We start from the raw sequence: 13,131 nt of genomic DNA, 5'->3' as shown, positions 1-13,131 counted from the left end.
TTTTATTACGCTGTCGGGTCAAATGCTTTTACTTCAATCTCTTTTTTCTTCCGGCCTCTCTTTTTCGGTTTTTGAGGCTCTGCTGATATATCGGCTTCATCAGGAGCATCGAAATCAAGGCTCATTTGCTTGATACCGAATTTCTCATGAAAAAGGTATTGCTCTACCTCATAATCACAAGCCTCTATATCCGCATACAATTCACCGGCAAAAGGATACGCATCGGTATCTTCGTATTGAATGAATGGAGAGATAAGGTTGAGGACTTTCCCTGATTTGAGCAGCTTTTTACCGATGATTGTAACCCCTGCGCTCTCATCCGATCCACCATGGGTATAACCGGTCACTACATAGCCGTCGAGTTTGGAAAGCGGATAATCATACACGCCAAATTCCTTGATGGCTTCCGCTTCTGGCATTTCGCAAATACATGCAAGATGTACTTTCAGTTTGTCAAGTGCCGCCTGCAGATCACCATGTGCGATTTGAGCGCATTTTTTCTCGATGATGTTTGAATAGTTTTCTTCTGAAAAATACTCTTCATAAGCCGCTTCCAGCTTATAATCTTTGATTTTTGCCTTTTGAATTTTGTTTGTTGCTTCCATTTTTGATAGTCATTGAAATTTTAAAATAACGGGTCTTCAAAATCCACATCCATTATGCCGTCATCGGAGGTGGAGTGTGCGGGAATTTTCAGTATTTCATCTTTTACCATCTCAGAGATCGCATACGGGGTGATAGGTGCCACGTTGAGCGTTTCCGCTACTGCTTTGGCGATATCCTCCGAAACGGGGTTGATTGCGTAAATTGCCCCAGCTGAAAGGATGCGGGTAAACGCTTTGTTTTTCTTCGTTTCCGGAACATCCACCCGGAGCATATTCGTGCCGGCAACATTCTGTTCGGTGCACCGGCCGGCTATGCGATTGTGACCGAATAGCTCCACGATACAGTGTAGGTCGAATTTTTCATTTTCCATTTTCTTTGTCTTTTAGTTGTTGTTCCAATTCTTTAATTCTGTTATGCATTCTCTGTATCCTGAGTGCTATTCCAGACAATTCATTATTGTCGAATTTATATACCACCGCATCCGGTTTGAAGCTGTACAATAACAGATCGTTAATCTCCCGGAGCAAATAGCCGTAATCGATGAAGTGCTTAATTAACTTTCTCATGTTGTTTATTTGAAATGATTAAATCATCTTCTGGGGCGTAATTTTCAACACCCTTAATCTTGTAGTAATAATCGTCGTAATGGGTGATAATTAAAGCCTCTACGACCAGTGTTTTACCGTAGTGTTTTTTAACATGTGGTAAATGGGTCCTACGTGGTACTATTTCGACTTTATCCCCGACTTGAAATTTTGCCGCTTTCATGCTGTTCCTTTCTTTACGAATTGACCTTTTGCGTTCCGGAGCGGCAATTTGCTTTGATACATTTCAATCGCTTTGCTGAGCGATTCAACCTGCAATCTGGCATCGTTTGCGGCTACCTGTAATTTCTGATTTTCTTCTACCAATCCCCTTACATGTGCTTCGAGGGATATGATCCGCTGTTTTAGTTTTCTTTTCGTGAACATGATGTTTCTGTTTTAATGGTTATTATTTAGTCTTTTACTTAATGCCAGATATGCCCTTTCGTACATCTCAACTTGACCTTTCAAGTATGTTATTTGTCTTTGCTGTTTGTGGATGATGATATCCTTTTTAGCTATTTCGGATTGATCCTTACTGCAAAACTTGCCGTCTGTGCCCCGGTATGGGTTATATCCATGTTTTTGCTTTTCAACCGGGAAAAGAAGTAATTGAGATGTTTCCATAATCTAAAATCCTGAATTTTGATAACTTCCTGAAATCCGCATCTCCTCTTTTGCCTTACTGATCAATGTGCGAGCCCAATCTAATTGATGTGTGGCGGATCGATTGACACGCTCACACCAATCGACCATGTATTGCTCCTTTTTGCACAATGACTTGATAATTCCATTTACAGCCGTCGATGTGGCTTTTGCCTGTTTGCCCGCCTCTTTGATTGTCTCGAATATTTCATCTTTCATCTTTTCATTCAGATGGTATTTTGAATCGGCCAATAATTTTCCTGATCGGGCGATATAGACCGCTAAATCGTTTCCCCGATTTACAACTTCCTCAATTTGCTCGCTGCACGTGATATTAAGGAAACTGTCTATTTCCGTCAATTCCTTGATGATTTGTTCGGGTGTTGCGATGTCGAGGTTCATAAGGCTGCAAATTGTTCTTCTAAGTCTTTAATTTTCTCGTTCAGTTCGGATATGATAGCATCGATCACTATGATGGTGTATTTCTCGTGTCCGTCGAGCGTAATTTCTTGAGTGTACTTGCTTTTTTGCGATATATAATCGTAAGCCACCACGGCGTTTTCGATATCCCGATCACTCAGTAATTCTAATTCTCGCTGAAAATAATCCTTGTCATTCGTTAATTCGACAATCTTCCGGTTAATGTCGATAGCTCTCTCCAATATCTCTTTATCCATAATTTTCAAACTATTAATTGCCAATACTTGAATGCGAGGTCGAGATATTTCTCTTTACCTTTTTCATAGGTTTTATCACCCCGCTGAATAAAATATTTGAACACCTTGCAATTCTTTTTCGAGATGGCATAGATGAAATCCCGGTCACTACCTATTATATCCATGTACCACGCCCTGGAGCGATCCCAGTCAAAGAAATCAATCGCCTCTTCAAATTGCTTTTGTGATTCCGCGAAAGTCGATTTCAGATCACCGCCGAAATTCACAGACGAAAGCCAGAAATCCCATTTACATCGAGTGTCGAGAGTAAACTCAAAACCGCAATAATCGAATGGCTGATTTTGCCGGATGCTCACGGTTTGCGTTGACGCATGCTTCAATACGTTCGCCAGAAATGTGTCTTTACGAGATTCCGCAATCAGGGATTTACGCATTTCAATTGCGAGGTCAAAATCTTCTTTCAGGTACAAAACATCATCAACCGTCAGCTTGTAGAAATCAACCCGGTCCGGTTCTGTAATGATGGCATCGATCAGCGTTCCGAATTTGAAAGCTTTCTCCTTATCCCCGTATTGTGTCCGGGGATAAAGGAGATTTTTCAGCTCGGTTAAATCCGAATTGCTAACTTCTTTTCGATTGAAATATGTGTCCGGATTAGCCATTTACTTTGCCTTTACTTCGTCAACATACTCAACAAAAGCGGATTTGATAAACTCACTATCCTTGTTCGCTTTCTTTTCGCAGAAAGTGAGCATTTTCTTATGCACTTTTTCGAGTTCTTCAATAGACAGGGTTGCACCTTCACCGATAAACCACATCTGGTACACTTCGAGAAAACCTTTCGCATTGTTTACTTTGATTTTCTTCGTTACTTTGGCATCAGGTATTGATGTCGGGGCGGCTGCCGCTGTTTGATTGAACGAGTTGAAAATATCAGCCTGTGAAGCTTGAGCCTCAAGTTTTAGTTTTTCTTCCTGCTCTTTGGCCTTTCGTTCCGCTTCACGCTTCTGATTTTCTTCCGCTTCACGGATCCTTGCCTGGGCCTCTGCAAGCGCTGCCGCTTCCGTATCCTTTTTTTTCAGCTCTGCGATACGCTCGAGATCCTTTCGTTTCGATGGGAGTAGTAATATGAAATCATCTTTCATCGACTGTATATCGTCCCGAAACTTTTTCTCACATTCTTTCATGAAGGGTGGCACAACCTCAACCTTGATTTTGTCGATGTCCGGTTTTTCGAGATACACGAAACGGAAACCATCCTTAAATCCTTTGAAGTGTTCACCGGCATTGTATTCGGTAGGAAAATCGGCTACCTTTTGGGAATCAACGTCAAAGTTTTCAAGCGTCAGGCCGGCGAAGAGGTTTGACAATTCGACTGCTTTATCTTCGAAATAGGAAGAATAATATTTCTGCATTGATAAAGCCAGGTCCGCACGGTATTCGCTCTTTTCATTTTCAGCAGCCTGACGCTTCCTTTCAGTCTCTTCACGTGCCTTCTGTTCGGCCAGTTTCTTTGCGGCATATTTATTGCGGAAAACCTGCAATTTTGAGGCAATGGAATTTTTGTTCTCCGGGTTTATTTCGTTTTCCAAAGAGGTAAACTCTTTTGCGATTTTTGTAAGCAACTGTGTAATCGGTGAACGGCGTTCGTTCATATTATTTACTGTCACTTTCGACAATCGAATATATTCAGCCACTTTATCGTCCAACTCGTCATTATCGATTTCTCCATTCCCTTCGATGGTATCGAGCAATGTTTTTCCCGCTTTATTGCAGTTCGTGACTGATTTTTGATTCCTCTGCAGAATGCCGGGCGCATTCTGGATGATGTTTGTAAATTCTTCTACCTTGATAGGTAGATTGGTTGTCTGTGTTGTCATTTGTTGATGTTTTAAATAGTTAGTTCAGTTTCTTTATCAGTTCGATGATGATGTCATCTTTCGATGCTAAATAATTCAATCCGAGTAAATCGCAGATAATTTCTTTTGTATCACCTACCGGCAATTGGGCATCGCTGAACATCTTCCTGAGCGACTTATTTTCCCTCTTTGCCCGTCTCTTCAATTCCCATACGAGTTCGTCCGTACCGGCTTCGTCGAGATAATCATCTATGTCAATATTTACTGTTGCCATATCACCATCCCTCATCCTCATCTTCGACCGTAACGGCCGGTTGAACTATTTCAGGTTGTTGTACCGTTTCCGGTTCATCGAACCCGTTATTGATTACTTCCGCTTCCCCCTCTTCGATACCGTAATCAATTTCTTGTTCCGGTTCTTCTAACGATTGCATATTCGTGAATTTCCCGATTTTCACTTTCGGATATGCATCAAAAGCATGTTTTATCATTTTGTTTTCGAGAAAGCCAGGATCTATTTGCCCGCCGTTAGACGAATACAGCTCATTTGCTTTGCCGATAACACGCTTACGGGCATTCTTATCCCAGTAGCTATTCGCCCGTTCACTAAAGCCTTTCAGGCGGTCGATATCGCCTTCCAAAAGCCACTGATAATCTTCTGAACCGTCATTCCTGACAATTCGGATGAAAGCGCCAACGATCTTGTTTGATTTACGGGGAATGGCAGCCGAATAGGTTATTTTTTTGATCCCTTGATCGAGGTTGATAGAGAAAACATCTCCTTCGTATACTACCACCGGATTATCCGCATATTTGATTTGCCCGGCTCTCATTCTCATTACTAATTCTCCATAACCGGTTACGGAGACGGATGCCCGTTTCTCATAGATGTCATTACCTTTTTCATCCTTGTATCCTGTTTTCGTGCTGCGGGGTATCAGGTAGCAATGGGGCCTGCCGGTCGGATCAAGTGACAAACCGTTAACTGCCATGTCCAAAAAACAGCCATAAAGGCTCATCTTGCTGCATTCCTGTAAAGCCGGATTTTCCTGTAAAACTTTTTGGAAATTGAAAACTTCTTTCTGGTACATCTGAACACCTTTGTCGGTACCATGGATGGCATTGTACATTTGAATGAACTTCTGTTCAACTTTTGGGCTTTCGACGATTTTCGCCGGTTCCAGGGCGTTGATTTCTTCAACCCTGATTTGAATTGCTGTACTCATAATTGTTTTGTTCTAAATAGTTATTGAAATGTGATTTAATTTGCGATTAGTATGTAACCGATACCTCTGATTGCCTGTATCGCTATCAGTGCCAATGCCACAATAAGCAGAGCGACACAGATGATGTTATTGGCCTTTTCCTCGAATAGCTTATCGGTGAAGGCATACCATTTATCAATGATCTTTTTCATGGCTGTAATGCTTTATTGATCGCTTTCCGGCCTTTCTCGACAGCAGCATACGTTTTCCTGAACCATCGCTTGGGAAGAAACCATTTTGCCGCTCTCTGCAGCCTCTTCTCATCTCTCGATACAAATTCCTGCAAGGACTCAAATATTTCAGGTGCGGCAGATATAAGTTGAGCATTGCGGGTTGCGGCATCAATGTCATAATGACGCCCTCCGCAGCCATAAGCACTGCACACCGGCATGTCATCAGATGATCGCACATTTATTATCTCTGAGCCCACGAATGATGATTCGAGTTTCCACGGCCCTTTTGCTCCTTTGAATTCTTTCATCGCTTTGAATTTTAAAAACCGTCAAATTCAGGCTCAACTTCCGTAATCACCGCATCGGTCAAAGTTTTGATTTGTCCGTAACCCAATCCCGGAGATTTTCTCAATTCACCATTCTTGAAAGAAAAGTGATGGTAAACATCATCCTCGATCTTGACTACCTGTAGATATTTCCCTTTGTAGTCGTTTGATGCTATAAGATCGCCGACCTGTACATCCAATTCGGTATTGAATGAATACGCCCGGCCGGTTGGCTCGGCTTGTTTTTCTTTTGTGAAAATTGCTCTGATTGTTTTCATTTTGTTGTCCGTTTTAATTGAATTTTAAATAATACTCTTTGCCTGCATACGGCGCAAATGCCATAGCTACTAATAACCACAGTTGTATTGAGAATATGAAAAATCTTATAAAATGGAGATTTCATAAATTGCCTTGTTTTAAATAGTTAGTTATTTGAATATTTTATTTGCCGGTATGATGTTTTGTATATCGAGCATCCGGCTTGCAGTTTCTAATTCAGTGCGTTTGAAATACACTTTGCCGCGTTTCGGGTTCCCTGTCGGATAACCGACGATCCAGCGTTTGCGGCGCCATTGATCTATCAGGCGTTTTCCGTATTGTTTTTTCGCCTGTGATTCCGTTACAATTTCGTGGGTGATGCCTAACCGGTTGAGGGTATTGAACACCCCTATCTCAATTGATTTCGATACGATTGTTTCGATTATTCTATCTTCCATAATCCACAACGGTTAATATTCGAGTTTATAAAGCGAGTTGGATTTTATGTTGCTTAACACCCGCCAACGCTTTGGCCGGGCTGTTGTTAATTATTGGAGTTGTTAATCGGGTAATTCTTCGTAGGTGAAGCGAACAGTCCGGCAATTGGGCGTAACCTTGAATATCTGCTTCCTGTAACTTTCGAGGTCGGTTGCCACGACAACTTTATCGTTGATTACTTTACGGTCGCCATTGATAAGTTCGCATACTGCTTTTGTTACTACTATCTTCATGTTGTCAGTCATTAAATAGGTTATTGTTCTTTGCATAGAGAAAGAATTCAGCGAGTGACCGGGTACCGGTCCGTTTGAAAGCGTTGCGCTTGTGGGTACGCACCGTTTCAATCGAAATGCACATCCTGTCCGCTACCTGTTCGGCGGTCAAATTATCGTAGTAATTGCGCATTACTTCGAGTTCACGATCCGACAACTTCGAGTTGAATTTCGGCCGGCATACTATGCCGTCAAGTTTGCAGTCACCTGAACCACGCAACGGGCATTCAACTTCTTCGAAATTGAAGTAACCGAATTGATCGACATCAATCACGCTGTCATAGCGGCCCCAATTGCACCGGATAAACCGGCTTACAATCGAATATTCATAGTAGGGCACATTGAAGCGGCGACAGTCATATTCCTTTGATAGAGCGGAAAGCGCCTCTGGATAGAAGTCACCGATCCTTACCATCATTTTGGAAATGAACTCACGATCCTTTTGCGTGAGTTCGTGCACTCCGTTATCGTCATGGATCATTATGCCGCCGGTAGGCGTGATGTAGAATTCCTTGTTTTTCATACGGCCTTCGGGAAAAGAGTTTCGGGGGTAGTCCCAAAGTGATCTGCCATTTTATCCTGCACGTGAAGCGGTGGTACTATGTTCCCTAAACACCATTGGCGCACCGCCCAGTGCGAACGTCCGGTCACAGCCATAATCTCGGCCATAAATTCATCTCGTGGTGATTTGGGTATTTTTCGAGAAGCGGCGGGAAGAGTAGCGTAATACTCTTTGAGTGGTAAATTTGCAAGATTGCTCTTTTCAATCTTGTGTTTCTTGTTTTTTTTGTCCATCTTTGCAATGTTTTAAATAGTTACGACTGATTGTAATTAGTTGTTTCTGTTTTAAATAGTTATTGAAAGTAGAGGGTGGCTATCTATTGATTTGCCGTCGGTGATACCACCCTCTTATTCAGTGTATTAATATCTCTGTTTCATCCACGCATTTGCGTTTTTAAAACTTTTGATGTTGCAAATATATACTATTAGTTTCTGATATGAAACTTTTAGTTGATATTTTGTAGTTAAATAATATTAATATGGTCGATTTGAGCAAAATCGAAGTCCTGGCAAGGGAAAAGGGAATACAGCTCGGGGTTCTTGCAGAGCGCGCCGGTATTAGCTATCAGGCGTTAAATAAACTCATTAGAAATAATTCGACCAAAATAGAAACATTAGTTTCTATTGCTGAAACTCTCGATGTCTCTCCCAGCATCTTTTTTGATAATATCTCAAATGAAACATCCCAGATAATAAATTATCTGAAAGAAAGGGATGATAAGATTGAGGAGTTGATTAGGGAAAATGAAAGGCTAAAAGTTCAAATTGAACAAGGGGAAAAAAGTGTTGCCCCCGGGGAGGATGCTGCATGTGCAGATGTAAGTTAGTTTTCGGAGTTAAGAGGCCTTTATATAAATAAAGATGTATGTTCACGTTGAAATTTCATAAGTCCAAATCAAAGAATTATCCGCTTGTCGAAAAACTTGCTAATAAATTCAGTGAACATACATTTGAAAACGACCTGCATACGATACATATATCCATCAAAGAACTTTTTGAGAAATGGGATTATTTCAACCTAATGTTCTGGAAGTCGGTTGATTGGGTAGATAGTACATTTGGCTATGATGGTTTCGATTTGCACGGGCACGAAGATAAGACAAGGATATTTTATGCTTTACAGCAGGCTCATGTGAAATGGCTATGCTTGTCAGAAGGTTATTTATCACGTATCGCCCCGGCTTATTTCGATGAGACATTGATTGATCGAATCAAAGATGAGGTATTCAATCCGGAAGATACTGACAGGATCCTGGACTTTATACTCGTTGAATCAAACCGGATAGAGTATGAAAAGGAATATGGGCATTTGAACTTCAGAGCTCCGCTCCGTAATAGCGATTTTGAAGGCAGAAGATTAATGAGACAAAATAAAATAGACGAATAATGAAAAGGATTGTTTTCCTGTTTTTGATTCTGTTTCCCCTCATTGTTGTATCATGCTCTAAAGATGATGGCGGGGAAACGCTTGATTATGTGAACTATTCAGGCGAGAATGAGGATGGTGTGAGGAGAATGCTTGCCTTCAAGCCGGACGGAAAATGTGTAGATCATTTTTATGTGAAAGTTGACGGCGGTTCAATAGATTATGAAGTCAGGTACACTATCGATGGCGACAATGTAACACTGATCCAGTCAACCGGCGTATATGCATCCGGTAAATTCTTCAACAACAGAAATACCCTCACGATGGATTACGGGTATGAAGATGGGGTTTGGGTGCTCAGTAAGATTAACTAAGATGGAAGATAAAGACAAAATTATCACTCTTCAGCGAAAAAAGATCGAAGAATTGAGTAAAAAAGTGAACGCCCTGGAACAGGAAGTCGCCCTACTCCATCACGAAAAAACGGAACAAAAAAAGGCGACAAAATCGCCCGCTCTTTGAAATATCTTTGAAATAAAAAACCAGTCCCGCATAAGCGGCTATAAAACAGCTCGATACGGCAAAATAAAATCTGCCTTACAAGCAGAGGGTCGGCGGTTCGAATCCGTCAACGCCCACTTCAAAAATAAAACACTTATCGGTATTCCGGTAGGTGTTTTTTTATTAAGTAATGCACAATTCACACACGGGTTCAGATATTGAGTTTTTCAACCGCTTTCTTCACCCTTATTTTTCTGTTTCTTTTTCATAACTTTGTTGTTGTTAGTTTTTAATGCAAAACGAGATTAAGCTCTGTGGGCGATCAGCAGATGATGCACATAATCATCAAGACCTTTGAACCGTTAAAATAGCAAGAGGAATTGGAATCTATGACTAAATCTAATAATAAATAGAAACATGAATCCAGAGACCAACCGTATAGAATATAAACAACAACTTACTAACAATTTAGAAAAAGAAGCTGTTGCTTTTCTGAATTATAAAGAAGGTGGTGTTATTTATATCGGGATTGACAAAAAAGGGAATGTTGTCGGTGTTCCTGATATTGACGGAGATATGCTTAAAATAAAAGACCGTCTGAAAAATAATTTCATGCCTTCTTGTATGGGATTATTTGATGTGGCGGTAGAGAATATGGATTCAAAGCTTTAGACAAAGAAATGGATAGGCAGGAAATACAAGATAGACGAATAGTCTACTACAAAAATACCGTCTAACGATATTTGGAAAACAACTAAAAGAAAAGCTATAATGTTTTTTTGGATATATTGGATTTTATGTTTAAATTCGCAAAATATAATAGCAATATCTCACTAAATAACCAAACGTGAAATATACTTTGTTTTTAAATTAATAATTATGAAAAAAATTGTTATCTTATTGTCTTTAACTTTTTACTTCACTTTTAATGCTTTCTCTCAGTATTCTTATCAAGATGGGTATGATGCCCATTATGAAAGAGGGAAAATGTACGCAACATGGGACTTGGTAGAAGTGTCTCCTATGATCGTAGATGGAAAAATTATTCTTATGGAAAGAATAAGGCCAGATTATGGAAGCTATAATAATGTGCGTAATGATTTAGGCAGATTACAACAACTCTATCCTGATAAACATAATTATTTTCAAGGGTGTATAGATGGACTTTATTATGGTTTTTATGACAATATAGATCAATGGAAACCGAAAGGCGGAATAGGAGAACAACCAGATGAACCTTAAATTGTAAAAGTTTAGACGAATTAAAAAAAGCCGGGGATCAGTCCGGCTTTTACAGTATAACTCCGTCCGTAATTATTAGTTAACCAAGTTAAGAGGCTCATTAGCTTTGAAGTGATTTTGTGATCCGAAGATTTAAGCCTCTATTACTACATAGCCCGCAACAAATAATACAGCTATTTTGTTAAGTAATGCGGAAAGAGGACAAGTCTGCATGGAATGTTTTCGATAAGTGAGCCCACAAAACGCGTATTATTTAAAATTCATTGATATGTCTGATCAGGAAAAGTATGACCAAATATTTGAAGCCAATAGAAAGTGGATAGAAAAGAATAAGGTAGATAATCCCGAATTATTCGAGCTACTGGCAGCAGAGCAACATCCTGATTTTCTGTATATCGGTTGTTCAGACAGCAGGGTGCATCCGAATCAGGTGATGGGATTAAAGCCCGGAGAGGTCTTTATTCACCGTAATATTGCCAATATGGTGAATGCCATTGATTTGAGCGCTCTTTCGGTCATTAACTATGGAGTGGAACATCTCAAGGTTAAATATATCATTATTTGCGGCCATTACGGATGCGGAGGCATACAAGCTGCCATGGGAAATTTAGACTATGGAATCCTTAATCCCTGGCTGCGTAGTATACGTGATGTCTATCGTCTCCATAAAACAGAGCTCAATGCCATTGAAGATACGGAAGAGAGATATCGTCGTTTTGTTGAAATCAATATCTATGAACAGTGCCGTAATGTATTAAAAATGGCAGAAGTACAAAAGTCATATTACAAGAACGGATATCCGAAAGTAGCCGGATGGGTATTCGATATCAAAGACGCCCGGCTTCATGATCTGCATTTTGATTTTGAAGGGGAGCTTGCGAAAATCAAAGAGATATATGATATTACCGGTAAAGTATGAAAATTCCCTGTCTCTGCCATATCGCAAAAAGATAGGAAGAGAAAAACCATGAGCTATAATACCTTAGTTTTGTGCTATGAAAGCAGAAGTACTGTTATTGTCCCCTACCGGTTCAGGAACGAAAGTTTACATTATCTGGTGACCGATCTGGCAGCCTAGGGCCTGGATATCCCGAGATGAATCATGTAATACACTATCATTTTCCGGCCTTCGTTTTTTGTGTGTGGCATACGAGTTGAAGCCAAACCGTTACCTCAATTATTTTAACTCCATAGCTTCCGCTAACAATTCCAGTGATTTAAAACGGGCTGTCTTGTCATATATATAGTTCGTAATGAATAACTCGTCGGCGCCGGTCTTTTCTATAAAATCTTTTATTTGGGTCCTTACTTTCTCTTTATCGCCATAAAATGTGCAGGCCATCATACTGTACAAAGCCTGTTTCACTTCCGGGCGGGAAAAAGCCGGGGACAAATCTTTCACCGGCGGGGACAACCTGGTCGGATTCCTGGTGACAAGACCAAATATAAACTGTTGCAGGCTTGTTTTCAGGAAAGTAGCGTCTTCGTTTGTGTCAGCTACAATTACATTCGCACCAACCATAAGGTAAGGTTTGGCATGATATGCCGAAGGCTTGAAATGGCTTCTATAAATATCGATTGCCGTGAATAACGATGACGGTGCAAAGTGCGAAGCAAACACGTACGCCAGACCCAATTCGGCTGCAAGATACGCACTGTCGGTACTGGAACCGAGTATCCAAAGAGGTACATCCCGTCCTTCACCCGGCAAAGCACGTACCTTTGCACGACTGTTTTCTTTACTGAAATAGTGTTGCAACGCTTGAATATCTTCTGGAAAATGATGGGTCGTAGATAAGTTATTCCGCCTCAGGGCGGCGGCTGTTGCCGGGTCTGTGCCCGGGGCCCGCCCCAATCCCAAATCAATCCTGCCCGGATATAAAATATCCAATGTTCCAAACTGTTCAGCGATTGCCAAAGGAGTGTGGTTGGGAAGCATAATCCCCCCTGCCCCGACTCTCAGGGTAGTTGTCTTTTCAGCAATATGACCTATTAAAACTGCTGTGGCAGCAGTAGAAGCAGTCACCGTATTATGATGTTCGGCTATCCAGATCCTTTTATACCCGAGCGATTCAATATGTTGTGCAGTGTGCACGATTTCTTTGAGTGCGTCGGGAATATCCTGTCCTTCTACCACGACACCTAAATCCAGCAACGAAATATCAATCTTTTTGTCCATACTTTCAACAATTCAATAGCGTTTATATCGAATAAAGTTACAGATGCCCAATCATTGACCGTCCTGTTCCTTTATCGATACAATATCAAATGTTCACATAAATATAACATCCACTAAAC

At 40.7% G+C, this 13,131-nt stretch carries 25 protein-coding genes, 1 tRNA gene and 1 pseudogene; 8 read left to right on the top strand and 19 right to left on the bottom strand.

Annotation, left to right across the window (positions count from 1 at the left end; translation table 11 throughout):
* Positions 1 to 5: 5 nt before the first annotated feature.
* The 18 genes from F597_RS0114815 to F597_RS0114725 form a co-directional block, all read right to left on the bottom strand.
* On the bottom strand, positions 6 to 605 hold the full coding sequence (locus F597_RS0114815; protein ID WP_019540541.1) for a hypothetical protein: 600 nt from the start codon (positions 603 to 605) through the stop codon (positions 6 to 8).
* A 20-nt stretch (positions 606 to 625) separates the two neighbouring features.
* Entirely contained in the window at positions 626 to 976 is a 351-nt protein-coding gene (locus F597_RS21740; protein WP_019540540.1) for a hypothetical protein, read from the bottom strand.
* Positions 966 to 1,172: a hypothetical protein gene (locus F597_RS0114805; protein ID WP_019540539.1), complete on the bottom strand. Its 207-nt coding sequence runs from the start codon at positions 1,170 to 1,172 to the stop codon at positions 966 to 968. Before F597_RS0114805 ends, F597_RS21740 begins: the two co-directional genes overlap by 11 nt.
* The gene (locus F597_RS0114800) at positions 1,156 to 1,374 is read right to left on the bottom strand and encodes a hypothetical protein (protein ID WP_019540538.1); all 219 of its coding nucleotides are present in this window, start codon (positions 1,372 to 1,374) and stop codon (positions 1,156 to 1,158) included. Before F597_RS0114800 ends, F597_RS0114805 begins: the two co-directional genes overlap by 17 nt.
* Positions 1,371 to 1,577 (bottom strand): hypothetical protein, encoded by a 207-nt coding sequence (locus F597_RS0114795; protein ID WP_019540537.1) that lies wholly within the window; start codon positions 1,575 to 1,577, stop codon positions 1,371 to 1,373. The genes F597_RS0114800 and F597_RS0114795 overlap by 4 nt, the downstream gene beginning before the upstream one ends.
* 243 nt (positions 1,578 to 1,820) lie before the next feature.
* The gene (locus F597_RS0114785; protein WP_019540535.1) at positions 1,821 to 2,237 is read right to left on the bottom strand and encodes a hypothetical protein; all 417 of its coding nucleotides are present in this window, start codon (positions 2,235 to 2,237) and stop codon (positions 1,821 to 1,823) included.
* Positions 2,234 to 2,512 (bottom strand): hypothetical protein, encoded by a 279-nt coding sequence (locus F597_RS0114780; RefSeq protein ID WP_019540534.1) that lies wholly within the window; start codon positions 2,510 to 2,512, stop codon positions 2,234 to 2,236. Before F597_RS0114780 ends, F597_RS0114785 begins: the two co-directional genes overlap by 4 nt.
* A 5-nt stretch (positions 2,513 to 2,517) precedes the next feature.
* Positions 2,518 to 3,174, bottom strand: coding sequence for a hypothetical protein (locus F597_RS0114775; RefSeq protein ID WP_019540533.1), 657 nt, complete (start codon positions 3,172 to 3,174; stop codon positions 2,518 to 2,520).
* Positions 3,175 to 4,392 carry a hypothetical protein gene (locus tag F597_RS0114770; RefSeq protein ID WP_019540532.1) on the bottom strand — a complete coding sequence of 406 codons (1,218 nt, stop codon included), beginning with the start codon at positions 4,390 to 4,392 and terminating at the stop codon, positions 3,175 to 3,177.
* A 19-nt stretch (positions 4,393 to 4,411) separates the two neighbouring features.
* The gene (locus tag F597_RS0114765; RefSeq protein WP_157279159.1) at positions 4,412 to 4,645 is read right to left on the bottom strand and encodes a hypothetical protein; all 234 of its coding nucleotides are present in this window, start codon (positions 4,643 to 4,645) and stop codon (positions 4,412 to 4,414) included.
* A 1-nt stretch (position 4,646) separates the two neighbouring features.
* On the bottom strand, positions 4,647 to 5,597 hold the full coding sequence (locus F597_RS0114760) for a recombinase RecT (RefSeq protein ID WP_019540530.1): 951 nt from the start codon (positions 5,595 to 5,597) through the stop codon (positions 4,647 to 4,649).
* A gap of 35 nt (positions 5,598 to 5,632) precedes the next feature.
* Complete coding sequence (locus F597_RS22445) at positions 5,633 to 5,788, bottom strand: hypothetical protein (protein WP_019540529.1); 156 nt, start codon at positions 5,786 to 5,788, stop codon at positions 5,633 to 5,635.
* Positions 5,785 to 6,117, bottom strand: coding sequence for a hypothetical protein (locus F597_RS0114750; RefSeq protein WP_019540528.1), 333 nt, complete (start codon positions 6,115 to 6,117; stop codon positions 5,785 to 5,787). Before F597_RS0114750 ends, F597_RS22445 begins: the two co-directional genes overlap by 4 nt.
* 11 nt (positions 6,118 to 6,128) lie before the next feature.
* Positions 6,129 to 6,413 carry a hypothetical protein gene (locus F597_RS0114745; protein ID WP_019540527.1) on the bottom strand — a complete coding sequence of 95 codons (285 nt, stop codon included), beginning with the start codon at positions 6,411 to 6,413 and terminating at the stop codon, positions 6,129 to 6,131.
* A 150-nt stretch (positions 6,414 to 6,563) separates the two neighbouring features.
* A complete protein-coding gene (locus F597_RS0114740) occupies positions 6,564 to 6,851 on the bottom strand; it encodes a hypothetical protein (RefSeq protein ID WP_019540526.1) in 288 nt (95 codons plus the stop codon).
* Between the two features lie 102 nt (positions 6,852 to 6,953).
* Positions 6,954 to 7,124 (bottom strand): hypothetical protein, encoded by a 171-nt coding sequence (locus F597_RS0114735; protein WP_157279157.1) that lies wholly within the window; start codon positions 7,122 to 7,124, stop codon positions 6,954 to 6,956.
* 4 nt (positions 7,125 to 7,128) lie between these two features.
* Positions 7,129 to 7,686 (bottom strand): helix-turn-helix transcriptional regulator, encoded by a 558-nt coding sequence (locus F597_RS0114730; RefSeq protein ID WP_019540524.1) that lies wholly within the window; start codon positions 7,684 to 7,686, stop codon positions 7,129 to 7,131.
* Positions 7,683 to 7,958 carry a hypothetical protein gene (locus F597_RS0114725; protein WP_019540523.1) on the bottom strand — a complete coding sequence of 92 codons (276 nt, stop codon included), beginning with the start codon at positions 7,956 to 7,958 and terminating at the stop codon, positions 7,683 to 7,685. The genes F597_RS0114730 and F597_RS0114725 overlap by 4 nt, the downstream gene beginning before the upstream one ends.
* Positions 7,959 to 8,203: 245 nt before the next feature.
* Between F597_RS0114725 and F597_RS0114720 the strand changes: the two genes are divergently transcribed.
* The 8 genes and pseudogenes from F597_RS0114720 to F597_RS0114690 all read left to right on the top strand — a co-directional run bounded on the left by F597_RS0114720 (position 8,204) and on the right by F597_RS0114690 (position 11,752).
* Positions 8,204 to 8,551: a helix-turn-helix domain-containing protein gene (locus tag F597_RS0114720; RefSeq protein ID WP_019540522.1), complete on the top strand. Its 348-nt coding sequence runs from the start codon at positions 8,204 to 8,206 to the stop codon at positions 8,549 to 8,551.
* A gap of 38 nt (positions 8,552 to 8,589) precedes the next feature.
* Positions 8,590 to 9,111, top strand: a complete 522-nt coding sequence (locus F597_RS0114715) for a hypothetical protein (RefSeq protein WP_019540521.1) — start codon at positions 8,590 to 8,592, stop codon at positions 9,109 to 9,111.
* Positions 9,111 to 9,464: a hypothetical protein gene (locus F597_RS0114710; protein WP_019540520.1), complete on the top strand. Its 354-nt coding sequence runs from the start codon at positions 9,111 to 9,113 to the stop codon at positions 9,462 to 9,464. Before F597_RS0114715 ends, F597_RS0114710 begins: the two co-directional genes overlap by 1 nt.
* A gap of 1 nt (position 9,465) precedes the next feature.
* A complete protein-coding gene (locus F597_RS22625) occupies positions 9,466 to 9,612 on the top strand; it encodes a hypothetical protein (protein ID WP_019540519.1) in 147 nt (48 codons plus the stop codon).
* A 52-nt stretch (positions 9,613 to 9,664) separates the two neighbouring features.
* A tRNA-OTHER gene (locus F597_RS22440) sits at positions 9,665 to 9,728 on the top strand.
* Positions 9,729 to 10,008: 280 nt separating this feature from the next.
* Positions 10,009 to 10,245, top strand: a pseudogene (locus tag F597_RS0114700) (AlbA family DNA-binding domain-containing protein); the annotation flags it as partial.
* Between the two features lie 225 nt (positions 10,246 to 10,470).
* A complete protein-coding gene (locus F597_RS0114695) occupies positions 10,471 to 10,833 on the top strand; it encodes a hypothetical protein (RefSeq protein ID WP_019540517.1) in 363 nt (120 codons plus the stop codon).
* A 268-nt stretch (positions 10,834 to 11,101) separates the two neighbouring features.
* On the top strand, positions 11,102 to 11,752 hold the full coding sequence (locus F597_RS0114690) for a carbonic anhydrase (protein ID WP_019540516.1): 651 nt from the start codon (positions 11,102 to 11,104) through the stop codon (positions 11,750 to 11,752).
* Between the two features lie 258 nt (positions 11,753 to 12,010).
* On the opposite strand, the gene F597_RS0114680 is transcribed toward F597_RS0114690, so the two are convergent.
* Positions 12,011 to 13,012, bottom strand: coding sequence for an LLM class flavin-dependent oxidoreductase (locus F597_RS0114680; RefSeq protein WP_019540514.1), 1,002 nt, complete (start codon positions 13,010 to 13,012; stop codon positions 12,011 to 12,013).
* Between the last annotated feature and the right edge of the window lie 119 nt (positions 13,013 to 13,131).

The organism is Proteiniphilum acetatigenes DSM 18083 (genome assembly GCF_000380985.1).
GTDB classification, from domain to species: Bacteria; Bacteroidota; Bacteroidia; order Bacteroidales; family Dysgonomonadaceae; genus Proteiniphilum; species Proteiniphilum acetatigenes.
The sequence above is the reverse complement of the archived record's forward strand: the minus strand, read 5'-3'. Positions and strand labels throughout refer to the sequence as shown.